This is a genomic window from Bacillus pretiosus (assembly GCF_051294775.1).
In the GTDB taxonomy this organism is placed as follows: Bacteria; Bacillota; Bacilli; order Bacillales; family Bacillaceae_G; genus Bacillus_A; species Bacillus_A wiedmannii.
In genome coordinates this window covers 249,821-272,580 of the sequence record NZ_JBPPHF010000001.1, presented here as the reverse complement: position 1 = coordinate 272,580, position 22,760 = coordinate 249,821, and the positions used below count along the sequence as shown (strand labels likewise).

Genomic DNA, 22,760 nt, shown 5'->3' with positions numbered 1-22,760 from the left:
AAGGCGATCCTAATATGTTTTAGGATCGCCTTTTTTATTAAATTGCAAAACGCTTATACTTTTCGTAATCGCTCGTCTTACATTCTACTTCTAGTTTCGTACCTTCGTTTTCATAACTCGTAGATAGAACGTGCGCATGATTATTGAAATAAGAAACTACCTGTCCTTGATCATACGGAATTAACATTTCACACTTCGTATACTCTTTATAAATGTGTGAGCGAATCATTTTTACAAGTTCTTCAATTCCAACGTGTTTCTTCGCTGATAAATAAACACGGTCTTCTTGTACTTTCGGAATTTCAACATCTACCATATCTGATTTGTTATAAGCATAGATTGTTGGGATATTCTCTACTCCAATTTTCTTTAACGTTTCATTTGTAATATCAATTAACTGTTCGTAATTTGGATTTGCGTAATCTACAACGTGAATAAGTAGGTCCGCTTCCGCTACTTCTTCTAACGTTGAACGGAATGCTTTCACAAGGTGATGCGGTAATTTGCTTACAAATCCAACTGTATCCGTTAATAAAAATGATTTGTTATCTGGTAAATCAATATTTCGCACAGATGTTTCTAGCGTCGCAAATAACATATCTTTTTCAAATACTTGTTTTTCTTCTGTACCATTGTAAATTTCAAGCATCGCATTCATCGTCGTTGATTTTCCTGCGTTCGTATAACCGACTAATGCTACAACAGGTACTTCATTTTTCTTACGTTGCTTTCGCTGCGTTTGACGCTGCGCAACAAGAGCTTCTAAATCTTTATTTAAAACTGAAATTTGCTCCTCAATTTTACGACGATCCAACTCTAATTTCTTCTCACCGACACCTTTATTTTTCGTACCAACTCCGCCACTCTGTCTTCCTAACGATTCACGAAGACCGATTAAACGAGGCATCATATACTGAAGATGCGCTACCTCTACTTGCAACTGCGCTTCTTTCGTTTTCGCACGCTGCGCAAAAATATCTAAAATTAATATGGTACGGTCAATTACTTTACAATCTAAATCTGCTTCTAAATTTCGAATTTGAGAAGGAGATAATTCGTCATTAAAGATTACCATATTCGCATCTACTTCATTTACATAGGCTGCTACTTCTTCAATCTTTCCTTTTCCAATATAATGGGACGGATTTACTCGTTGTAAATTTTGTGTCACTTGCCCGATTACCTCTACATCACAAGCTTCTGCAAGATTCGCTAACTCTTCCATCGAATATGCAAAATCATCTTCATTACCTAAATTTACTCCAACTAAAACTGCTCTTTGTAATAATTCTTCCATATATTTATTCCTCCATTTCGATTACGTAAAATAAAAAACACAGGTTACTGCCTGTGTTTTCGTAAACGGATAAGGGTTCACCAAAGAAATAGAAGAAAGTTATACTTTCATCCTATCTCATAGTCAAAAAGTCCCATGATCATATACGTATCCACAATAAGTGTTCACCTATACGATCCCATTCTATTTATAAAGGCAAAACAAAAAGAGGGCGTATTCGTCCCTCCCTCTTTTTCACATATAAGCTTAATAAAGGGTTCCTTTAAAATAGGCAGACCAATCCCGTTCACTCTGCACACAGACAGAGCCTTTGAGCGCTATTCAATTATTGGCACAAAGTATTGAGACGTAATCTGATTAAGATCAAAGGAAGCCCCTCCGTTCATTTTAAGTTACATAAAGTGTAGCATAAGTAATTCGCTTTCACAAGATTAAACCACCTATAGAAACAGAAAGAAATTCTTTATATATTTACTTTAATCGTCATTTTTTGCGCATTCTTCTTACACTAAAAATCACAAAAGCTACTATCAGTAACAGACCTATAGAAAGGGTAACAACTTGCCACCAACTGAAACCGCTGACCATCTTCCCTTTTAAATCGACTTTCTTCGTCGGAATAGACTCTTTTGCAATTTGACTTAAAGCCACTTTCTCCGCCCCTGCCTCATCTAATCTCTTCGTTCCACTACAACTATGTGTGTGTAATTGTTTTTCTGATCCTCTTTGAGAAGAATATACTAAATACTCTCCTCCTTCTACAAAGTGAAATACACAATCACCACCATTTGTATATACAATAAGTTGCGAAGAAGTTGTCCCTTTCCAAATTTTCTTCACTTCAAATAATACTTCAATCCCAACCCCTTCTTTCCTTCCAACCCCAATTACCTTCCCTTCAAATACTACATCGTTTTTTTGAAATGCATCTTCTGCTGATACGTTAATACAATCACAAGCATAAGATTTCCCTGGAAAAATAATAAGAATAAAGCTACAAATAATGACAACAGGCAATATATACAAAATTCTTTTCAAAGAGCCCAACTCTCTTCATTATCAATTTTAAAAACTTATCGTATATTATTTTTTACAATACTCGCCAAATTCCTTCATGGTAAGTTAAGCTTTTTCGTTTCAATACAATAAAAGTCTTTATTGACATTTTTATAACCTGATAATAGTATCAGGTTATAAAATAAGTTAGGAGATGTTCCTATGAATTCTAAATCTCGTATTACTGCAATTGGTACTTATGTTCCAAATCAAATATTATCTAATAACGATTTAGAGAAAATGGTTGATACGAATGATGAATGGATTGTACAAAGAACAGGAATGAAGGAAAGACGAATCGCGAGCGAAGACGAATACTCCTCACACTTAGCCATTAAAGCAATTGAAAATTTATGTACAACTTTTAAAAAGAACTTAGAAGATATAGACTGTATCATCGTCGCTACAACAACCGCTGACTATGTTTTTCCTAGTGTCGCATGTCAAATACAACAACACTTCAACATACCTCATACAATAGCATTTGATTTAAATGCAACTTGCGCTGGTTTCACATATGGTCTGCACGTTGGGAATAGCTTGATTACTTCTGGATCACATGAAAAAGTACTAGTCGTAACGACAGAGACATTATCTAAAGTTACTGATTACACCGATAGAACGACCTGCATTTTATTTGGCGATGGTGCTGGAGCTATTTTATTAGAAAGAGATGAAAACAAACCGAGCTTTATTGCTGCTCATATGGGAACAAATGGGCACGGTGGTATTCATCTATACCGAACAAACTTATCTACTACTATGAATGGCACACAACTACAAACAAATGAAAAAATCGTGCAAAATGGGAGAGAAGTATATAAATGGGCAACTCGTACAGTGCCAGCAGGTATAAAAGAACTATTACATACCGCAAATATGCAAATAGATGATATAGACTGGTTCATACCACACAGTGTTAACTTACGAATGATTGAATCTATTTGTGAGAAAACCGAAATTCCAATTCAAAAAACTTTAACAAGTGTAAAACACATGGGAAATACATCTTCAGCTTCCATTCCACTCGCTCTGGACTTAGCTAGGAAAGAAGGAAAATTAAATAATGGAGACACACTTTTACTATACGGATTTGGTGGTGGTCTTACGCATTTAGGACTTATTGTGGAGTGGGATTTAAACTAAAAGTTTTTTTATACAATTCACTACAAAAAAGCTGCATTCAAAGATTGGTTACCTCCCTTTGAACGCAGCTTCTTTCATCTTAATTTTATTTACCTGTCCGAGCCCATATCACAACAGGAATGAGCATGAAAGCTAACACTCCTCCAGCTAATGACAATGCCGCATAACTTGAATTCGCCACTACCATACCTGACATCGCTCCACCTGAAGCTCCAGCTAGTGCAATAAACACATCTATTTTCCCTTGTGTTTTTGCACGTGTGGAAGGTATAGTTGCATCAACAATTTGAGCAGTACCACTTATTAAACCGAGGTTCCATCCTAATCCAAGTAAAGACAAAGCAACAATTAATAGTATTAAAGAATCACTCGGCGCTATCGCAGCTATGACACCTGCTGCTAGTAAAATTACTCCACCAGCTATACTCATCGTAGTTCTGCCAATTTTATCAATTAGCATTCCTGTAACGAGAGATGGAAGATACATTGCACCTACATGAAAACCAATCACAAGCCCTACTGCACTTAATCCATGACCGTGATGTCCCATATGGACTGGCGTCATCGTCATAATCGCAACCATCACGATTTGTGTAAGTATCATTACGATGGCTCCAACAGTAATACCTCGTTTGTTTTCTGTAGCTTCTTCTGTTACTGCTTGCCCTTTATATGTATGCTCTTGTTTATATGTTTCTATCATATTAGCAATAAGTAACGGATCTGGACGAAGCATAACAAATAGAACAAGACCAGCTAGTATAAACGCTGCTGCCGATAATATGAACGGACCTGCAAGTTCAGGAATTCCAATTGAATGAGCAAACCTTCCCATTACTCCTACTAAATTTGGACCTGCGACTGCACCAAAAGTCGTCATTACCATCGTAATACTAATAGCAGTTGCTCTTTGCTTCTTATTCGCTAAATCCGTTCCAGCATAACGTGCTTGTAAATTCGTAGCTGTGCCCGCGCCATATATAAGTAAAGAAACTAGTAAAAGAATAATACTATTTGTTAAAGCTGCCACCACAACTCCAATAGCCCCTAGCCCACCTACTATAAAACCTCCTGCAAGCCCTATGCGGCGACCATGTTTTTGCGATAACTTCCCAACAAAGAAAGCCGCTACCGCAGATCCCATTGTAAACATAGCTGCCGGTAATCCTGCATATGCATCTGTCCCAAGCATTTGCTGCGCAAGAAGTGCACCTACTGTAATGCCAGCAGCTAACCCTGCTCCGCCGAACATTTGTGAAATACTTACGATTAGTAATGTTCTTTTGTATAATTTTTGTTGTTGTTCTTCTGTATATATATGATTACTTTTTAAAGCCCCCGCCTCATCTAACAAGTTCTCATCCTCCCTTTGAAATAAAATCCCCTTGTTAATGTACTATGTTTTCCATTACATATTCAACAGCATTTTCTATTCGTTCTTTTCATTCTAAAAACTTACTAACCATAGACTACTTATCTCATGCTATATTAAAAATACTACTATTTACAATATACAAGGAGAAAACAATGAAAAAAAATCTAGAATTATGTGAGGCTTGCAAACAAAACCCAGTACATAAAATAGAAGAATTCGATGAAGCAAATCAACCACAAAACTTTTTAGTTATGAATGGCAGCGTACAAATTCATGAAAATAGACTGGATGAATACGTAGAATTCATTAATACAAACAACTTTACCAATGTTTACATTAATGATCTTAGATATAGTTTAAAACATATTAACTTTCTAGAACGCTGCCCGCAAATTGAAAGCTTACAAATTAGTAGTACATGTATTACTGATTACTCAGCTTTATATAAATTAAAAAACTTAAAATCTTTAGCATTAGAAGAACCACAAGTTCCACTAAACGTAACAGCACTAGAAAGCTATACAAATTTGGAGGAACTTCACATACAGTGGAATAAAAACATTACAGGATTCGAATCTTGTCCAAACTTAAAAGAACTATACATTTGGAAATACAAACCGAAACAAAAAAGCCTTGAAGAATTAATGTCTTTACAAAAACTTGAAAAACTAAGCATTACACATGGCAATATTAACTCATTAAAGGGATGCAGAGCATTCCCAAAATTAAAGCATTTAGAAATCCATTATTTAAGAAATTTAGAACATATTGATGAAATTGAAAACAACGCTTCAACTTTAACATACATCGAATTCAATCATTGCAGTAAAATGAAAAATCACGACTATTTACGTTATTTAACAGAGTTAGAAACCGTCATTCTATCAAGTTGTGGTAACATACAAAATCTACAATTCATTAAAGAGCTACCTAAATTAAAGCAATTAAGTTTCGTGGATTCTACAATTGTAGACGGCAATTTAGAACCTTGCGTCGGAATTGATTTTGTTGGCTTTAATAATAAGAGGCATTATAGTCATAAGTTTAATAAATTAAACCCAGATTCCTCATACTAACGTAAAGAAAAACAGGCTGTTATTAGCCTGTTTTTTTACGCTTCCTCTACTACCCTTTTCCTTCTCCCTTTACTCAAAGCCTTTCCTTCCCAAAATAACAAACTTACTAACGCAAAAACTAAGATAATCGGCACACTTACTTTATATAAATCTGTAAAACTCATTGCCATCTGATTTTGAGCATAGTGATTCACATCATTCGAAAATGCGAGTACCTCTTTCTTTATATTTCCCTCTTGTTTTTCAACTTCTTTTGTCACTTGATTCATAACTTCTTCTCTTTTTACATCTCTATATTCTACTGGAATTTCTCTTAATACTTCATCCACTTTTTGGTGAATTAATGCATCTTTTTTCTCTTTATTTAACCCTACAAATGTTTTATTTTGATGCTTTTCTACACTTGGTTCTATACTTTGGTTCTCTATTTTTTCTTTTGTTACTTGTAGTATTTCAGCTTGCTGTGAGCTATCCACATGAATATTATGCACTTTTTCTTCTGCATAACGATATACATTCTCTTTATTTACAGCTAAATTATGCGTTAAGTTAGATACAAATATTGCAACTGCTAATACAATTCCTACTTGCCGCAACATCGAGACAACACTTTGAGAAGCGGTTAATAATTCCCCTTCAAACGAAGAAGCACTTAAAACTGTAATTGGACCTACTACTAAACCATACCCAACACCTAATATCATACATGGAATAATAATTTCTATATTTGTTGAATTAACATCAATCATTTGCAACCAATAATAAGATAAGCCCATAACAAGAAAGCCTGACAAAATAATAGTTAATTTTCCGAGTTTTTTAATTAAAGTTGCTGCAACTGGTGAGACAAAAAATATCATCGCTGAAATAGGTGTCACTAAAAAAGCTGCTTCAATTTCCGTTCGGCCTTGTATTTTCGTCAAGAACGTCGGAAGCAATACAGTAACTCCAATTAAAAATAAATTACTTAATATGACAACGATAGACGCTCCGACAAACATTCGATCTTGAAATAACTTTAAATTCACCATTGGATTATGAATCTTTCGTTCTACTAAAACAAATAGAATAAGAGAAATAGTGCTAATTGCATAACAAGACAAAGCAATATTACTTTGCCATCCCCATGTATTGCCTTTTACTAATATGAGAGTAAAAGAAAAAATTGCTGTGCTACTTAATAGCAATCCTATCCAATCTATTTTTGAGATAATACGTTCTTCATTTTTTATTTGTAGCATAAAGCAGCATAAAATGATTCCAAGAATACAAATTGGAACATTTACGAAGAACACCCATCTCCAACCGAAATTTTGTGTAATAATTCCACCTATTACTGGTCCCATCGCAGCTGATAGTCCTTGTGTTACGCCTAAAATTGCAAGTGCAACATGCCTCTTAGCTAATGGCATTGCAGATACACCAATTACCATACTAGTTGGAAATAAAATCGCCGCACCTACACTTTGTATAAAGCGAGAAAAGATAAGAAAATCGCCCGTATTAGCAAAAGCACAAAGTACTGACCCGCCGCCAAAAATTATCAAACCAAGAATATACATCTTTGCTTTCCCAAAAATATCAGCTATCCGTCCAAGCGGGATAGCGAGTACTGCTATTGTCATTGTATAAACATTTAATACCCAAGACATCTTTTCTAGTGAAGTATTTACACTCGTTTGTATCGCTGGTAAAGCTATATTCATAATTGTCGTATCAATCATACAAAGAAATATACCTAAGCACATTAAAAAGACAATATTAATACCCTTTGATTGCTCCATGTTCATCTACCCCTTTATTTATTATGAACGTGTTTTTTATTCTTCCATTTTATTTTGTTCTTTTGCTTCTAGTTGCTCTAGTTGCTCTAGTTTTCTTTTCAATGTCTCTACTTGAGCACTATACGATGCAATACCTACATCGAGTGAAATTTCCTCAACAAAAGTAATACCTTCTCTCCACTTTTCATATTTCAAACGAAGATCCGCAATATATGCTTCTTTCCTTTCAATTTCGTCCGCAATCCATTTTTTTATTGCCTTGTCATCGCTATAATTACCGAAATACATCCTCATTAAAAAATCTGAACGTAAAACATCTTTCTCTACATCTGTTTGCATGTACTGATAAAACTCTTCACTCCCTTCATCTGTAATAAAGTACATTTTCTTATTCGGTTTCCCTTCTTGCATAATAACCTCTTTCTTTATTTTCCCCTCTTTTTCCAACTGTCGTAACGTTGGATAAATCATTCCAAAACTCCCATCAAAGAAATGAGTAAATACGTCTTCAAACACAATTTTAATATCATAACCAGACATTTCTTTTCCCATTAACAAGCCTAAAACAACATCTCTTCCCTTCAAAATAAAACCTCCATACTGTATATAATCAATAATCATATTAACATTGTTAATATGATTATTGATTATATACCTCATTCCGTTAATTGTAAAATGTTTCTAAATAAAAACACCCTGTAATTTTATTATCTAAAATTACAGGGTGGCTCTACTTTATATTTCATATACAAGCTTTGTACTATTTTACAACTTCATCTTGAATAGTTTCAAAGCCTTCTGTCTTTCCATCTTTTATTTCATAATAATACGAAGGTAATTCTATATTATGTTCTAAGAGATAATCCTCAATTAATAAAATAATAACTTTCAACGTTTTCAAACGTGCGTATAATTTATCGTTACTTGCGATAATTTGCCATTTCGCATTTGGCTTATTTGTTTTTTCAAACATGTCTTCCATTGCTTCAACATACTCGTCCCACTTTTCACGATTACGCCAATCTTCGTCTGTAATTTTCCATCTTTTCAAAGGGTTTTTCTCTCTATCTTTAAACCTCTTTAATTGTTCATCTTTACTAATATGATAGAAGAACTTCCCGATTATATAATGATCATCTGTTAATAGTTTTTCAAAATCATTAACCTCATCATACGCTCTCGTCCACTCCTCCTTTGTAGCAAAACCTTCAACACGCTCAACTAACACGCGGCCGTACCATGAGCGATCAAAAATAGTAATTTGCCCATACTGAGGAAGTTTTCGCCAGAAACGTTGCAAGTAGTGGTACCGTTTTTCATGAGGTGCTGGTGCTCCGATTGGATTTACTTGAAACCCGCGCGGATCAAGATGTTCCGTCACTCGCTTAATTGCTCCGCCTTTTCCAGCCGCATCCCAGCCTTCCATAACGAGCATAACTGCGATTTTTTCTTCTTTTACTATTTGCTGCAATGCTAATAAGCGCCTTTGATATTTTTCAAGTTTCTTATTGTACTTAGATTTCGATTCAATTCTTTTCGTTACATCTACGTTAGCAAGATATCCATTTTCCATAAAACAAATCCCCCTTGTTGTATGACAATGATATTTTAACATAATATTGGAAAATTTTCTCACCAGAAAAAACTGTGTAGAAAAATCTCTACACAGTTTTCATAAAGAATACAGCAGTTAATTTTCGCATTTAAAATGTAAATTACATTCATGAGGGTCATAAATATCACCTTACATTATATGGTATATACTCACATAAAGAGAAGATACTAATAAATAAATCCGTTACAGAATGGGAGCTCTCTAAAAATGAAACGAAAAATATTTTCTCTCTTCGCACTAATCTGTTTAACACTACCAATACAAGCTAGTGCATACACATTTCAATCACTACCAATTGCATCAAAGTCAAAACAGTGGTATATCGAAATTGATAAATCCCATAACGCAAACAAGCAAGCAGTGCAGCCAAAACAAGGTGTATACGATACATATCGCTTACTCGTAAAAAACATCGGCAATGATGTGTCAAACGTAGCTGTAGAAATAGTTGATAACACCCCTACCTCTAAAGCTACTTTTAATCCTACTTTGCTAAATAGCAACGTTTCAAAAAATCAGACGAGCTTTGACTACATCGTATTCCCTTTAGATTTTAACAGCCACAATTTCAAAGTCGTCATCACTTGGGAAGAAAAGAATTTCTCTTACAACGGTCATCCGGTAAATGAAGGGAAACAAATGAAACAAACATTTGTATTTAATGAAGAGTAAGCCCTAATTTGATTAGGGCTTACTCTTCATTTACAAAACCAGATTGAATTGCTTCTGTCACTTCTTTTGTGATATCCAGTTTTGTTGCATCGGTGCTAATTTTCTTATGCCAAATATGTACGGAAGGCTTTTCGTTACAAAAATGTTTTATTAATACTAGTTGGTTATATGCTAGCTTATTTTCTCTATGGGTAGCAATATAGACTGTGAAATTTTTTGCTTCAAAGACCTTTTCCTGCAAAGTGTATTGGCTGGCCAATTCCTTTATTACTATATCTTTCAATTTTCCTATAATCATATAAGTCGTTCCCCTTTCCCTTATATCATTAATCAAATCGTCGAATACGTGGTACACATAACGCTATTCCAATTGTTACAAGTACTAAAATAGCTAGTGTTATAATCGTTATCTCGCACCTATGACAGTAGCTAACCATAGTTATCGAACTACCTAAAGTCGAAAGTAATTGCCCAATCCACAAAAATTTAAAATGTGGTGACGCTTTAACCGGCAATATCAATTTACCAACATAACTTACATTTTTCTCTGTTCGTATTTCTCCTTGCATACCTCTCTCCTCTTTTTAAATTAGGTTAACAGAAAATTAAAACTTTAATACCTTTAATTATATATGAAACTGTTAAATTATTGGCAAAAATATAAAAAGGTGTTTTCATAAATGAAAACACCTTTTTTGTCTATAATTTTAAGTTCTTCTTCAATGTCCAATATTTTTCTTGAGTATTTTCAAGTGAAAATTCTACCCAACCGTTTGGATCTTCACGATATACAGTTACTTTCTTACCATTTTCTAATTTTCCAACTTCATTTTGTGTAATATTTGGTACACTCTTAATTGTATAACCAAATGGATATGGCACTTGATAGTAAGAACCTACTAATTGAACCGTAGCCGTTGCATCTTTTGCATAATCTTTATATGGGATGTCTTTTCCTAATGCCTCTACATTTAATGTATTAGGATTTTTCGGTAATCGTTTTACATTTTCATAATCTTTCTTGTTAAACGGTTTAATACGCTCCATAATATTAGCGATTTTGCCAGCCCATTCTTTATCTGTTGCATACTTTTCATTCATAGCAGGTAATGTGTAACCATTAAAATGATTAGCACCTTCTTCTAAGTAGTTCTTCCTTACATAATCAGCATTGTAAGAAATACTTTCCTTGTATGACGGTAAATATTTTGCATATGCAAATGGGTCACGGTCATATGCTCTTAAGCCAAATAAATTATGTTTACGATATGCAATTTCTGATTTACCGTACGCTGATTCTAAGATTGCATGTGCAGCTAAATATAGTGCGCTCACACCATACTCATTTTGTGCTTGAATAAAATCTTTACCAGTTCCAATAAGTGGACTATCCGAATGAGATTTTTTAATGAAATTATCAATCTCTAGTGCCGTTACGTTAGATGGCAAAGTTACGTCTAGATTAATATACGATGGCTGTTCAACAGGAACATCATTTTTAATTTTCATCGCTTTATATAATAATTGCGCATAGCTTTCACGTGTTAATATACCTGATGGATCAAATCCTCCAAGTCCATTTCCTACCGATACACCATTGGATTGCAATGCACTAATTGCTTCTTTTGCCCACCAGTGTGTTGCATCTATATCATTAAATGTATGTGGTGCTTTTACTTCTAATTTAAATGCTCTTTGCAAAATAACAGACATTTCAGCACGAGTTAATGATTCTTTCGGTCTAAACGTCCCTTTACCATCACCTATGAAAATCCCCATATCTGTTAATGCCAAAATTTCTTTTGGGAACATCGTCGTTCCTGCGCTAATATCAGAGTATGGATTTTTATAATCGCTTTTTAATTCTGGTTTTAATGCGCGATACATTAATGCTGCTACTTGCTCACGAGTTACAACATCTCCAAAGCCAAATTTACCATTATCGTAACCTGCAATAACCCCTTTTGACGTTAAATCAGTAATCGCTTCAAGTGCCCAATGATTTTTCGGAACGTCTGGAAATTCTTTTGTAGATGCAAAAGAAGTTGGTGGAGCCAGTACTACTTGAAGTGCGACTGTCACTGCTAACACATTAGAAATAACTTTTTTCATAAATTGTTTAACACGTTTTCTATATGCTTATACCGTGTTAACTTGCCTCCCTTTATCGTATAATTTTCCCTATTAAACTAACAAACTCTTAATTAGTCAACAGTAAAAGTATACGTGATAAAAATAAACTAATCTACCATTATTTTATTCATAATCAGCATAATACGATATATCTTTCTATTCCGATATAAAATTACAAAAACTTACATAAAAAGCCCACCTCTATATAGACGATGGACTTAACAATCAACATTGTTATTTCGTTAAACGAGATTTTGAAACATCAAAACCTTTCCACTCATAATAATCTAAAATACCCGCATAAATTGCCTCAGCAGCTATTTGTCTTCCAGATTCTGAAGCTAACTTCTCATAATCCGCGCTGTTATCTAAAAATGCTAGCTCCGTTAGTACTGCTGGCATCTCATTTTCTCTTAGTACATAAAAGTCTTCTGGTTTCACACCACGATCTCTTGTATCTAGAGCTTTAACTAATCGCTTTTGTATTTTATCAGCTAACATATAACTATCTTTTTCACGCTCAGTTAATTCTTTCTTTTCAGATCCTTTATAATAAAAAGTTTCCGTTCCATGTCCATCATGTTTTTGAGAAGCATTTGCATGGATACTTACAAAAATATCTCCATTATGTTCCTTTGCGAAATCCACACGCTTTTTAAGGTCTTCTCCTTGTTTTTCATCAAGACGAATATCTGTTTCACGTGTTAACATCACGCGGAATGGAGTTTGTTTCTCTATTAAACTTTGTAATCTTTTAGATGTATCTAATACAATATCACTCTCATGTAATCCTTGTGTTGCTTTCCCAGGATCTGTTCCTCCATGACCTGGATCAATAATAATCACCTGTTCTACTAAAGGATTACCTACTTTAAGTGAGTCAGCCTTTGCAATAAATTGTGCAGCTTCTGCTTTCGTTACAGTTTTCTTAGGCTCCCACTTCTCACCAGTACCAAGAGAGATGCCTAATTCAACTAGGATGTTAGCTTTTTCTTTACCCCAATTTAATGTTTCTAAATCTTTGAATTTAGTTGCTGGAGTACCGTTTACTTTAGACTCTAATTTATAAGCTTCTACAAGAAGAGATGCCATTGAAACACGGTCGATTTTCCCGTCTGGCTCGAATCCATTGCCTGTACCTTTAACAACGCCAGCTTTTTCTACAGCTGCGATTACTGGAGTAGCCCAATGTTTTTGAGAATCACCGAAAGATGGTTTAGCATTTTTATCGATTGGTAAGTTTAAGATTTTTGCCATCATTGTAGCTGCTTCTGCACGAGTGATTTCTTTTCCAGGCTCGAACATTCCTTTATCGTTACCTGTAACTGCACCTTTATCTACTAAGTAGTAAATAGAATCTTCTGCCCAATGTTTAGCTACGACATCTGGAAATTTTTTTGTTTGTGCGAAACTACTAGATGAATAAGATAATATACTAGCTGCAATTATTCCTGCTGCGATTATTCTATTTTTCATAGAATATACTCCCCTCTCAAGTACAATGTTTTTATGTAACAGACTCATTATAGTTCTGAAAATTAGTAATAGTCAATTGTAATTTGTATAATTTTGTATTATTATTGTATTTTTTGTCATATTTAACTATAATTAAAAACTATACGGTTTTATAAGAGGAGAGATTCATATGAGCAACAATTGGAAAGATATAGAACACCGTATGTATACAATGTGTATGATTCAGCGGAATAACGAAGTATTGCTAATACAGCGCCCCGATCATCTAGGATTCCCTGGTTACATCGCTCCTGGCGGAAAAGTAAATTTCCCAGAAAGTATCGTTCACGCTGCTAAACGAGAAGTAAAAGAAGAAACTGGATTACTTGTTTCAAATTTAACTTTTAAGGGATTAGATGAATACGTAAATCCGAAAGAAAGCGTTCGATATATGGTATTTAATTATTGGACAGACTCATTTGAAGGCGAACTTCTTATGAATCCTCCTGAGGGCGAATTATTATGGGTGCCAATTGATACAGCATTAAATCTTCCTATGCAAAATTGGTTTAAAGAGAGATTCCCATTATTTTTTGAAAAAGGTACGTTTGAAATTCAACGTGTTTGGGATCGGGACTTAGATAAACAAGTTGCTATGACAATTACGCATACGTAAAAAAGCTTGGTATCTCTCCAAGCTTTTTTTACTTTCCTTCTATTTTCTTAATCTCATAATCAATTTCTAAAAATTTAACTCCAAATATCCACATTCTATGATTAGCTTCTAATATGTGATTCGTGCTCTCTTTCATAATAAAAGTCTCTGCTAACGGTAAACGAATTGTAAAGAAACGAGTATGTAAATAAATCCCCTCATCTCCTTTACCGTTTCTTCTCAGCTTACTAGTAATGATTAAATCATTACTCTTATTACATAATTTTAAAACCCCCGTCATATTCGAATATGGTAAAGGTAATGCAATATTCATATATGTCTCACTCTTATATGTGTGCTTTGAGTAAAGAGCTACAAAAATAGATTCTCCTGCTTCATTTTTTCTTAGCCAAGCCCTTACATTCTCCCTTCCATCTTTCTCATCTATTATCCCAACGATAGAGCCATGCATCGTTTCCCACTTACCGCCCATTCCTAAATGTATTTGTCCTACACGCTTACTCATTTTCTCATAGCAAAATGCAACCGGACGAAACCAACGAGCCCACTTAATATGCGATTGTAACTCATACTCTTTTGTATTTTCATAAAAACGAGTAATACTTAAAGGAATCTTTGCCATGTCAAATCCCTCACTATGAAAATCGTTCATATTATCAACTAAACCTTTGTATTCCTTGCTATCTATTAAACTTCTGTTATGTAAAAATGCTTCACCAACTGTCGTATTTCCTCTTAACCTGCTCATTGGTTTCCCGTAATATTTATAATTCGGAGCAGTCTTTTCAATCATCCAGCCGACAAATGCGGGTAACGCTACTCCAATTCCATTGACAACACCGTGAATCCAAACCATTTGAGCAATTGTAATCGTCATTACATGTTTCAAATTCCCATATGAATATATAAGCGAAAACATAATTGTTACCATGAGTGTACTAGACGATATGATCAGAAGAACCATTGCACTAATAGCATTAAATTTCGTACGCCAAACATAAATCCCATAACTATAAATAGCGCATAAATATAGGAACACTGCAAAAAATTCAAATACTCTTGAGTACGTAATTCCTATTGCAACTGTCATAGGTGAAATGACGATGACAAACATAATAGCATCATATACTTTACTTTCCTTTTCTCTTTTCCTCCCAATTAAACCAGCTGATAACGGCAATAGAAATGCCGAATAATGAAAGTGTGCAGCTGTAAGCAAAACAATGTCGGAACTAAAGTGCATAATGGAAAGCTTTGCTACAGAAGCAAAAAACCAGAAACCACCTAAAAACAAATACATAAACGCACTATCGATAGCTGTCTCCTCTAACGGTTTCCATCCTCTTTCTAGCACTCTACTTACACCGAATAACGCAACGATTCCTGTATATACAAACCAAAGTAATGCAAAGAAATAGTGATTTGTTACGAAAGCTAACATTGCACTAATTGCTGCGATTGGATATAAAAGCGATACTAATTTATAAAAGGATACAAATGATCCACTTCTTGTCTTTTTATCAAGAATGCAAAATGACATCGGTATAAATAACAAAATAGATAATAAAATAATTGCTTCAACTGGGTTTACATTTGTCCACTCACATATTAGAAAAACAATATAACAAGCAAGCCCAACTATTATATTTTTCATATCATTTATTTCCTCTCCACAAATGTTCCCTTATATAAAAATAATGAACCGATTAACGGATTGCGTACTTGTACATGAATTCGAAAGCATTGTCGTGTTTCATCATAACTTTCTACAATGTTGGCCTCTCCGTATAAGAATCTAGGTAACGGGACTTTTCTGCCAAAAATGTAAAACCATTGTTTCTTTGAGGAAATATGCATTGCCCCCACCTCATCAATATGAAAATTCAATGTAGAAACAAGTATGTGTGGTTCACCAAAACAATCTACAATTTCATTATTCTCTTCATCCAACTGCATAACGGCGTTAAAATATCTTTTCTTATTGTGAAAATAAAAAGTACGATTCCACCGCACAAGTTCATGTCCATGTTCATCCCGCTCAGCGGTATTATGTATTGTAAATGGCACTTCCTTCCCTCGCTCAGAGAAAAACATACGGAACTTTGATGCAATTTTTAATATGAATTTTACGAAAAAAGAACCACCATAAATCTCATCCATCTTTCCTTCTCCAGTAAAACTATTTTCTTCTGTAATTTCATAGCGTTTCTGTAATTTTGGATGTAGTTTTTTATAAGAATCCCCTAATAGTCTTTCATACATATTTGCCATACATTATCCCTTTCTCTTCCTCTTGCAATTTTTTGAGCTTGGCAAGTTCGTGCTATTTATATAACCGACAATTGATAATCCCATGATTAGAACGTTTAATGTAATTGGATTAAACGGCTCTGTAAAACTTGCAACATTCGTAATCCCTGCCGCTATCGTTAAGGCTATTAACATAAAAATATGTACGATAAATACTTTTCGTTTTGGAAATGGCAACAGCCATATGACACCAAAAATAATTTCTAACAATCCAATTATTTTAAGTACAAAAATACTATGTTCAGTTGAACCAATTATCACAGATAGCATTTTTACTTCTTCTGAATGGGTAAACATTAGTTTCGGCACTATTCCTTGATATATCCATACAAAAGCAAATAAAAAACATACGAGCCAATATGTCATTGTTCTTCTAATTAGTAACCTAGGGTGCAATCCCTTTTCTAACCATAATTTTAAAGCATCAAAGCTCCAAGCAGTCGCCCAGCCTAATAACGGCCGAAACATATAAAAATCTATTACATTCCCTATACGACCAAACCTCGTATCATAATCATATTGCGTCTCAAAATGAATGTGTTCTTTACGAGGGGTATACTTCCAATAACCACGCCCTGTTTGAATAAGAGATAATTTATTATCCGTCCAAAATTTTAAAGAAGAAATACGTTCTCCCGTTTCTTTTCTTATTTCACCTATCGATTCTCCTTCCCCAGCTATTTCAAGTCCAAATCCGATCTTTGTTTTATATAAAAACTTCTGTGGTTCTCCTTCTTTTTTCTCTAAATATGAAATTTCAGTAAAGCGAGCATCCCATTCTGTATGTATATGTGGTTCTTGCGTGTATTCCCATAATTTCTCCATTGTTGTGTTCATTTCTGCCGAAACATAAATAGGCTTTTTCCCCTTCATTCTTCCACCTCCAATGCACTATAATTTTAATGTACATGCAATGAATTTATTTTGCTACATTTTTCACAAACTTTCTCAGGAATAGAAAGAATTTTTAAAATATATATAAAACACTTGATTCCCCGAAAAATTTAAATTATTATAAAACAAATGTTACCAACAACTTCATAAATCAAACACTCTCGCCTAAAACGTGAGATAGAGGTTGCGATACTTATGAGTATTCTAATGGAGACACAGAGATGTCTATGAAATTAGATGAAAGGAAGTATTGCCGAAATCGATACATTTCTCTGCATTTATCGATTGGGGCTGTTTTCGAATAGAAACAGAACTGTCATATGTACAGACGTGTATGTATGAAGAGCTATCTACAAAAAAGAGATATCATTTTTATGGTATTCCTTTTTTGGCGGTTTTTTTATTAGCTCCGTTTTCTGTTTCCCTTTTCCTGTAACAGCACCATCCTCACTTATTTGAGATGGTGTTTTTTGTTTTTTCTCTGGTAACTACAGGAATATTGGGATCTATATATGTCCTAATCTATTCTTAAAAATGGATGAAAGAAGGAATTCGTAATGGAAACGATTGTACAAAAATTTGGTGGCACTTCTGTTGGAAGCGTTGAGCGCATTCAACATGTAGCAAATTTAATTATTGAAGAATATGAACGAGGACATAGCGTCGTCTCTGTCGTTTCAGCAATGGGAAAAAGCACAGATGAACTCGTAGCACTTGCTAACGCGATTTCAGAAAATCCGAGTAAACGCGAAATGGATATGCTTCTATCAACAGGAGAGCAAGTGACTATTTCATTATTAACGATGGCACTACAAACAAAAGGCTATAACGCGACTTCATTAACTGGATGGCAAGCTGGTATTACGACAGAATCTGTACATAGTAGTGCACGGATTACTGAAATTAATACTGATCGAATTCAGTCTTATCTTACTGAAGGCACGATTGTTATTGTAGCTGGCTTCCAAGGAGTTAGTGAAAACCATGAAATTACAACACTTGGCCGCGGTGGTTCTGATACAACTGCTGTTGCATTAGCCGCTGCACTGAAAGCAAAAAAATGCGATATTTACACGGATGTGACCGGTGTTTATTCGACGGACCCACGAGTTGTAAAAAATGCTTATAAATTAGATGAAATTTCTTATGACGAAATGTTAGAACTTGCAAATCTCGGTGCTGGTGTATTACATCCGCGTGCTGTTGAGTTTGCTAAAAATCACAATGTCATGTTAGAAGTTCGCTCAAGTATGGAACGAGAAAACGGAACAATTGTAAAAGGAGAATGTAACATGGAACAACAATCAATCGTTAAAGGTATTGCATTTGAAGATAATATTACACGCGTCACAATGAAAGGATTAGAACAAGGTGCACTTTCAACAGTTTTCTCTACATTAGCAGCGGCACATATTAATGTAGATATCATCATTCAAAGTATTACAAATGAAGGAACTGTTCACCTCTCCTTCTCAATCCATTCTAATGATTTAAAAGAAACATTAGAGGTATTGGAACAAAATCAAGAAACACTTCACTATGAATCTGTAGAATATGAAAATCATTTAGCAAAAGTATCGATTGTTGGATCTGGTATGGTCTCTAATCCTGGTGTTGCTGCGAATATGTTCACTACTTTAAAAGAAGAAAATATTCATATTAAAATGGTAAGTACATCAGAAATTAAAGTGTCTGTCGTTATTGACCGCCTTCATTTAGTAACAGGTGTCGAGGCACTACATCAATCATTTATGGCAAAAATTGAGCCTTTAGTACAGATGAGTTAGTTTCCACTAGTAAAACTTAAAGCAAATTATATGAATCTATTTCTTTCCTAATATTAATAGAAATAGGGTGGAAATATTTTACGGGGGAGTCGAAGTTATATTATCGAATAGCAACTACATTATCAAATTCATAAAATAATAGCATTCACGAAAGTAAGTTCACACGTATTTCAATAGTAGAGGGTTTACGACGTGTTGTTCGTTAATAAGATATTATATACTATACTCGAAAACACCTTGTCACATTTTCCTACACTGCGACAAGGTGTTTTTTGTTTAGAAGAGATTTTAGTATAATTATGAGGAGAATTAACTAATAAAATTATACATATAAGGAGATAAAGACTATGGCAAACAACAGATTACTAAGAATGGACAATGTCAGCATCGTTGTAGAATCCCTTGATAACGCAATCTCTTTCTTCGAGGAGATTGGATTAAAACTCGAAGGGCGCGCTACTGTCGAAGGTGAATGGGCTGGTCGCGTAACCGGACTCGGTTCTCAGTGCGTAGAGATTGCTATGATGGTAACCCCAGATGGCCATAGCCGAATTGAACTTTCACGATTTCTCACACCCCCTACTATAGCAGATCACCGGACAGCTCCTGTAAATGCCCTCGGTTATTTGCGCGTCATGTTCACTGTTGAAGACATTGACGAAATGGTATCGAGACTTACAAAGCATGGTGCTCAGCTCGTTGGCGAAGTAGTTCAGTACGAGGACTCATATCGACTCTGCTACATTCGTGGAACCGAAGGTATTTTAATCGGTTTGGCGGAAGAGCTCGGTAACAAATAAGTAATGTTTTATATGAAGTCTTTGCTGAAGTAAAAATACTTGAAAGAACTTTACGCTTAATAAAACTTAGATTTTGAACCCCGTCCTAGCTTTAGAACGGGGTTATACTTGTTTGAGCTTTTTAACATACTATCAACATCCCGAAATCATTATAAAACAATTCAATTACTTGTTATACTCTTTCCTAGGAAATATAACGGACTCTTCTCACTTCTTATCATATATATCTTTTGTTTTAAAAAACGATCTGAACTCATTCAAAATAACTTTCTTCACGTCAGAGTAAAAAACCATCATGAATAGTGCAATTCCTAATAAAATCTCTTGCATTCCTTTATAATCAATGAAAGCACTCACAATTAGCAAACCAAACCCAATATAAAAACCAAACTCATTCTCTTTCTCAAAATCCTCATCTTCATCAATATGTATTTTCTCTTTTAAATTTCGGTTCCCTTTTATTAACTCATCGAGCGTAACATTATACATTTCGCTCAATAAAATTAAATTTTCAATATCAGGGCAACTTTTATCATTTTCCCACTTATACACAGCTTGCCTTGTCACACCAATTTTCTTAGCAACATCTTCCTGTGAAAACCCTTTTGACTCTCGTAATCTTTTAAGTTGTTGTCCTAAGCTCATAACATCCCCTCCTTTAACAAATTATTACATAAAAGGATCCAAAAAAGAAAGAAACCATTAGTAAAACCCACTGTAAACCATTCGTTTACACAATGAAAAAGAGAGAATAACTCTTTGAGCTATCCTCTCTCTTCTATTAAAACAGATGAATGTTTTCTTTCTTGCAAGCTTCACGTAAATCGTCAGGCCATACAGAAGATTGAACTTCACCAATATGTGCTTTACGTAAGAAGTACATGCACATTCTTGATTGTCCAATACCACCGCCAATTGTTAACGGTAGTACGTCTTCTAAAATACCTTTATGGAAATCGTACTCACGTTTGAAGTCTTCACCTGTTTTCGTTAACTGCTCATCAAGTGATTTACTATCAACACGAATTCCCATTGATGATAATTCGAATGAAGATTGTAATACTGGGTGCCAGAATAAAATGTCACCGTTTAATTTCCAATCATCATAATCAGCTGCGCGTCCATCATGCTTTTCACCTGAACGAAGTGCATCACCAATTCCGATAATGAAGACTGCACCGTGTTCTTTCGCAATTGCATGTTCACGATCTTTCGGTGTTAATTCTGGATATTTATCTTCTAGTTCTTGGGAAGTGATGAAAACAATTTCTTCTGGTAAATACTTTCCAAGGAACGGATACTTTTCAAATAAGTGGTCTTCTAAATCTTTGAATATTCCATAAATTGTTTGTACTGTTTCTTGCAAGTAATCTACAGTACGCCATTCTTTTTGAACCATTTTTTCCCAATCCCATTGGTCAACGTAAATGGAATGTGTTGCATCAAGTTCTTCATCACGACGAATCGCGTTCATGTTTGTATATAAACCTTCACCAGCTTCATATCCGTATTCATGTAATGCGAATCTTTTCCACTTCGCTAGTGAGTGAACAATTTCTAATTCTTCTCCTGAATGTAACATATCAAATTCAATTGGACGTTCTACACCGTTTAAATGATCGTTTAATCCTGATTTTTTCGTTACGAATAATGGTGCAGATACGCGGAATAGTTCAAGGCGTTTTGCTAATTGATCCTCGAAAAATGTTTTAACTTCCTTAATTGCGATTTGAGTCTCTCTTACTGTCATTAATGATTGATACATGGTGGTTTCCTCCTAAAATGTTTGGATGTTGTGAAAAGAAGCCAACAAAAAAAGCCCTTCTTTCCCAAAAAACTGGGACGAAAGACTTTGGTTCCGCGGTACCACCCAAATTAGCAACAGAGGTTGCTCACTTATACAATACGGAGATGAAATATCTCGATACTGTTCTTCTTGTAACGGCGAAGTTCCCGGCTAAGTCTACTTTCCTGTAAAGGATTTCGGTTAGCAACTCCAGGAGGTTCTTCATAATAGGCTTCGTATCAGGCTCACACCACCCCTGACTCGCTTAAACTACTTCCTACTACTACTCGTCCTTTCATAGTCGTTTTGTTGTCACATCTCTGAAACATTTTATTAATGATTATTCTATACAAAAAATAAAGAAAGTCAACAAAAATTTAAAAATATTTTTCAATTCTTTATTTTACGGCTTTATTGATTGTTTTCAATATAACGTCTTCACTTCTTTTGTCTTGTCAATCCAAAAAACGTTTCACTAACCGAAACTAACATATACACAACAAGTAATGTAATCGTTCGAAATATAGAATCCGCAGTATTTCGTATTATTTTCATTTTCTTTGTAATTCCTTTCAGTTTACTTGCAAATTCGTGTTATACTATAACATTCAAGCAGTTTATTTTTACTTAAAGCAATCATAGTCATTTATAAAGAGTATGTTCTAAATCATTGACTATTATCAAATAAGATTTTTATATAACGGAGTGATCATATGAGTAAAACGAAAGCAAAACCGAAAAAAGGTGTAGGGCAAGGTACAGGAAGTAAAGGATGGAATCGTTGGCAATCAAGTGCAAAGAAAAAGGCAGCTGCCAAGCCATATAAAAGTAAAGGGACTAAAAAATAAATTCTGTATTATCTCTTTACTTTGTTCAAAACAAATTATAATTATTACAC

General features: G+C 34.5%; 20 protein-coding genes, 2 pseudogenes, 1 riboswitch and 1 other annotated feature. Of the genes and pseudogenes, 7 read left to right on the top strand and 15 right to left on the bottom strand.

Annotated elements, in window-relative coordinates; translation table 11 throughout:
* Positions 1-37 precede the first annotated feature (37 nt).
* Entirely contained in the window at positions 38-1,297 is a 1,260-nt protein-coding gene (gene hflX, locus ACSG5Z_RS01400; protein WP_435710477.1) for a GTPase HflX, read from the bottom strand.
* Positions 1,298-1,780: 483 nt separating this feature from the next.
* Positions 1,781-2,335 (bottom strand): cobalamin biosynthesis protein CbiN, encoded by a 555-nt coding sequence (locus ACSG5Z_RS01395; protein ID WP_435710476.1) that lies wholly within the window; start codon positions 2,333-2,335, stop codon positions 1,781-1,783.
* A 180-nt stretch (positions 2,336-2,515) separates the two neighbouring features.
* Between ACSG5Z_RS01395 and ACSG5Z_RS01390 the strand changes: the two genes are divergently transcribed.
* Positions 2,516-3,499, top strand: a complete 984-nt coding sequence (locus tag ACSG5Z_RS01390; protein ID WP_435710474.1) for a ketoacyl-ACP synthase III — start codon at positions 2,516-2,518, stop codon at positions 3,497-3,499.
* Positions 3,500-3,584: 85 nt separating this feature from the next.
* On the opposite strand, the gene ACSG5Z_RS01385 is transcribed toward ACSG5Z_RS01390, so the two are convergent.
* On the bottom strand, positions 3,585-4,853 hold the full coding sequence (locus ACSG5Z_RS01385; protein WP_435710473.1) for an MFS transporter: 1,269 nt from the start codon (positions 4,851-4,853) through the stop codon (positions 3,585-3,587).
* Between the two features lie 251 nt (positions 4,854-5,104).
* Here ACSG5Z_RS01385 and ACSG5Z_RS01380 point away from each other — a divergent pair.
* Positions 5,105-5,950, top strand: a pseudogene (locus ACSG5Z_RS01380) (leucine-rich repeat domain-containing protein); the annotation flags it as partial.
* Between the two features lie 35 nt (positions 5,951-5,985).
* On the opposite strand, the gene ACSG5Z_RS01375 reads toward ACSG5Z_RS01380, so the two are convergent.
* The 3 genes from ACSG5Z_RS01375 to ACSG5Z_RS01365 all read right to left on the bottom strand — a co-directional run bounded on the left by ACSG5Z_RS01375 (position 5,986) and on the right by ACSG5Z_RS01365 (position 9,307).
* Positions 5,986-7,734: an MFS transporter gene (locus tag ACSG5Z_RS01375; protein WP_435710471.1), complete on the bottom strand. Its 1,749-nt coding sequence runs from the start codon at positions 7,732-7,734 to the stop codon at positions 5,986-5,988.
* Between the two features lie 36 nt (positions 7,735-7,770).
* The gene (locus ACSG5Z_RS01370; protein ID WP_435710469.1) at positions 7,771-8,319 is read right to left on the bottom strand and encodes a PadR family transcriptional regulator; all 549 of its coding nucleotides are present in this window, start codon (positions 8,317-8,319) and stop codon (positions 7,771-7,773) included.
* Between the two features lie 175 nt (positions 8,320-8,494).
* A complete protein-coding gene (locus ACSG5Z_RS01365; protein WP_435710468.1) occupies positions 8,495-9,307 on the bottom strand; it encodes a polyphosphate kinase 2 family protein in 813 nt (270 codons plus the stop codon).
* A 249-nt stretch (positions 9,308-9,556) separates the two neighbouring features.
* Here ACSG5Z_RS01365 and ACSG5Z_RS01360 point away from each other — a divergent pair, with 249 nt between their 5' ends.
* Complete coding sequence (locus ACSG5Z_RS01360; protein ID WP_088608705.1) at positions 9,557-10,021, top strand: YozF family protein; 465 nt, start codon at positions 9,557-9,559, stop codon at positions 10,019-10,021.
* Between the two features lie 19 nt (positions 10,022-10,040).
* Here ACSG5Z_RS01360 and ACSG5Z_RS01355 read toward each other — a convergent pair whose 3' ends face one another.
* The 4 genes and pseudogenes from ACSG5Z_RS01355 to ACSG5Z_RS01340 all read right to left on the bottom strand — a co-directional run bounded on the left by ACSG5Z_RS01355 (position 10,041) and on the right by ACSG5Z_RS01340 (position 13,630).
* Positions 10,041-10,319: a hypothetical protein gene (locus ACSG5Z_RS01355; protein ID WP_435710466.1), complete on the bottom strand. Its 279-nt coding sequence runs from the start codon at positions 10,317-10,319 to the stop codon at positions 10,041-10,043.
* A gap of 133 nt (positions 10,320-10,452) precedes the next feature.
* A pseudogene (locus tag ACSG5Z_RS01350) lies at positions 10,453-10,590 on the bottom strand (MFS transporter); the annotation flags it as partial.
* A gap of 130 nt (positions 10,591-10,720) precedes the next feature.
* On the bottom strand, positions 10,721-12,133 hold the full coding sequence (locus ACSG5Z_RS01345) for an S-layer homology domain-containing protein (RefSeq protein WP_435710464.1): 1,413 nt from the start codon (positions 12,131-12,133) through the stop codon (positions 10,721-10,723).
* Positions 12,134-12,388: 255 nt separating this feature from the next.
* A complete protein-coding gene (locus tag ACSG5Z_RS01340; RefSeq protein ID WP_097906901.1) occupies positions 12,389-13,630 on the bottom strand; it encodes an N-acetylmuramoyl-L-alanine amidase in 1,242 nt (413 codons plus the stop codon).
* Positions 13,631-13,799: 169 nt separating this feature from the next.
* On the opposite strand from ACSG5Z_RS01340, the gene ACSG5Z_RS01335 reads away from it, so the two are divergent.
* Complete coding sequence (locus ACSG5Z_RS01335) at positions 13,800-14,285, top strand: 8-oxo-dGTP diphosphatase (RefSeq protein ID WP_087983082.1); 486 nt, start codon at positions 13,800-13,802, stop codon at positions 14,283-14,285.
* 28 nt (positions 14,286-14,313) lie between these two features.
* Here ACSG5Z_RS01335 and ACSG5Z_RS01330 read toward each other — a convergent pair whose 3' ends face one another.
* Genes ACSG5Z_RS01330 through ACSG5Z_RS01320 form a run of 3 tightly spaced genes read right to left on the bottom strand, consistent with a single transcriptional unit; the run spans position 14,314 to position 17,468 of the window.
* Entirely contained in the window at positions 14,314-15,939 is a 1,626-nt protein-coding gene (locus ACSG5Z_RS01330) for a YndJ family protein (RefSeq protein WP_435710461.1), read from the bottom strand.
* A gap of 5 nt (positions 15,940-15,944) precedes the next feature.
* Positions 15,945-16,556: a DUF4166 domain-containing protein gene (locus tag ACSG5Z_RS01325; RefSeq protein WP_435710460.1), complete on the bottom strand. Its 612-nt coding sequence runs from the start codon at positions 16,554-16,556 to the stop codon at positions 15,945-15,947.
* A 3-nt stretch (positions 16,557-16,559) separates the two neighbouring features.
* Complete coding sequence (locus tag ACSG5Z_RS01320; RefSeq protein ID WP_435710458.1) at positions 16,560-17,468, bottom strand: DoxX-like family protein; 909 nt, start codon at positions 17,466-17,468, stop codon at positions 16,560-16,562.
* A 191-nt stretch (positions 17,469-17,659) separates the two neighbouring features.
* Positions 17,660-17,846: riboswitch (Lysine riboswitch) on the top strand.
* Positions 17,847-18,046: 200 nt separating this feature from the next.
* Between ACSG5Z_RS01320 and ACSG5Z_RS01315 the strand changes: the two genes are divergently transcribed.
* Both ACSG5Z_RS01315 and ACSG5Z_RS01310 read left to right on the top strand, forming a co-directional pair.
* Positions 18,047-19,276, top strand: coding sequence for an aspartate kinase (locus ACSG5Z_RS01315; RefSeq protein WP_435710456.1), 1,230 nt, complete (start codon positions 18,047-18,049; stop codon positions 19,274-19,276).
* A 347-nt stretch (positions 19,277-19,623) separates the two neighbouring features.
* A complete protein-coding gene (locus ACSG5Z_RS01310; RefSeq protein WP_088082889.1) occupies positions 19,624-20,076 on the top strand; it encodes a VOC family protein in 453 nt (150 codons plus the stop codon).
* Positions 20,077-20,283: 207 nt separating this feature from the next.
* On the opposite strand, the gene ACSG5Z_RS01305 is transcribed toward ACSG5Z_RS01310, so the two are convergent.
* Together ACSG5Z_RS01305 and asnA are read right to left on the bottom strand one after the other, a co-directional pair.
* Positions 20,284-20,721, bottom strand: a complete 438-nt coding sequence (locus ACSG5Z_RS01305) for a helix-turn-helix domain-containing protein (RefSeq protein ID WP_435710454.1) — start codon at positions 20,719-20,721, stop codon at positions 20,284-20,286.
* A 136-nt stretch (positions 20,722-20,857) separates the two neighbouring features.
* Positions 20,858-21,841 (bottom strand): aspartate--ammonia ligase, encoded by a 984-nt coding sequence (gene asnA, locus ACSG5Z_RS01300; RefSeq protein WP_435710452.1) that lies wholly within the window; start codon positions 21,839-21,841, stop codon positions 20,858-20,860.
* Positions 21,842-21,911: 70 nt separating this feature from the next.
* Positions 21,912-22,170: a binding site (T-box leader), on the bottom strand.
* A gap of 405 nt (positions 22,171-22,575) precedes the next feature.
* Between asnA and ACSG5Z_RS01295 the strand changes: the two genes are divergently transcribed.
* A complete protein-coding gene (locus ACSG5Z_RS01295; RefSeq protein WP_000047588.1) occupies positions 22,576-22,710 on the top strand; it encodes a DUF3934 domain-containing protein in 135 nt (44 codons plus the stop codon).
* Positions 22,711-22,760: the final 50 nt, after the last annotated feature.

Excerpts from the sequence above, each read along its gene's own strand:
- hflX (WP_435710477.1), bottom strand. The coding sequence starts at position 1,297 with ATGGAAGAATTATTACAAAGAGCAGTTTTAGTTGGAGTAAATTTAGGT.
- ACSG5Z_RS01390 (WP_435710474.1), top strand. The coding sequence starts at position 2,516 with ATGAATTCTAAATCTCGTATTACTGCAATTGGTACTTATGTTCCAAAT.
- ACSG5Z_RS01375 (WP_435710471.1), bottom strand. The coding sequence starts at position 7,734 with ATGGAGCAATCAAAGGGTATTAATATTGTCTTTTTAATGTGCTTAGGT.
- ACSG5Z_RS01365 (WP_435710468.1), bottom strand. The coding sequence starts at position 9,307 with ATGGAAAATGGATATCTTGCTAACGTAGATGTAACGAAAAGAATTGAA.
- ACSG5Z_RS01360 (WP_088608705.1), top strand. The coding sequence starts at position 9,557 with ATGAAACGAAAAATATTTTCTCTCTTCGCACTAATCTGTTTAACACTA.
- ACSG5Z_RS01355 (WP_435710466.1), bottom strand. The coding sequence starts at position 10,319 with ATGATTATAGGAAAATTGAAAGATATAGTAATAAAGGAATTGGCCAGC.
- ACSG5Z_RS01345 (WP_435710464.1), bottom strand. The coding sequence starts at position 12,133 with ATGAAAAAAGTTATTTCTAATGTGTTAGCAGTGACAGTCGCACTTCAA.
- ACSG5Z_RS01340 (WP_097906901.1), bottom strand. The coding sequence starts at position 13,630 with ATGAAAAATAGAATAATCGCAGCAGGAATAATTGCAGCTAGTATATTA.
- ACSG5Z_RS01335 (WP_087983082.1), top strand. The coding sequence starts at position 13,800 with ATGAGCAACAATTGGAAAGATATAGAACACCGTATGTATACAATGTGT.
- ACSG5Z_RS01330 (WP_435710461.1), bottom strand. The coding sequence starts at position 15,939 with ATGAAAAATATAATAGTTGGGCTTGCTTGTTATATTGTTTTTCTAATA.
- ACSG5Z_RS01325 (WP_435710460.1), bottom strand. The coding sequence starts at position 16,556 with ATGGCAAATATGTATGAAAGACTATTAGGGGATTCTTATAAAAAACTA.
- ACSG5Z_RS01320 (WP_435710458.1), bottom strand. The coding sequence starts at position 17,468 with ATGAAGGGGAAAAAGCCTATTTATGTTTCGGCAGAAATGAACACAACA.
- ACSG5Z_RS01315 (WP_435710456.1), top strand. The coding sequence starts at position 18,047 with ATGGAAACGATTGTACAAAAATTTGGTGGCACTTCTGTTGGAAGCGTT.
- ACSG5Z_RS01310 (WP_088082889.1), top strand. The coding sequence starts at position 19,624 with ATGGCAAACAACAGATTACTAAGAATGGACAATGTCAGCATCGTTGTA.
- ACSG5Z_RS01305 (WP_435710454.1), bottom strand. The coding sequence starts at position 20,721 with ATGAGCTTAGGACAACAACTTAAAAGATTACGAGAGTCAAAAGGGTTT.
- asnA (WP_435710452.1), bottom strand. The coding sequence starts at position 21,841 with ATGTATCAATCATTAATGACAGTAAGAGAGACTCAAATCGCAATTAAG.
- ACSG5Z_RS01295 (WP_000047588.1), top strand. The coding sequence starts at position 22,576 with ATGAGTAAAACGAAAGCAAAACCGAAAAAAGGTGTAGGGCAAGGTACA.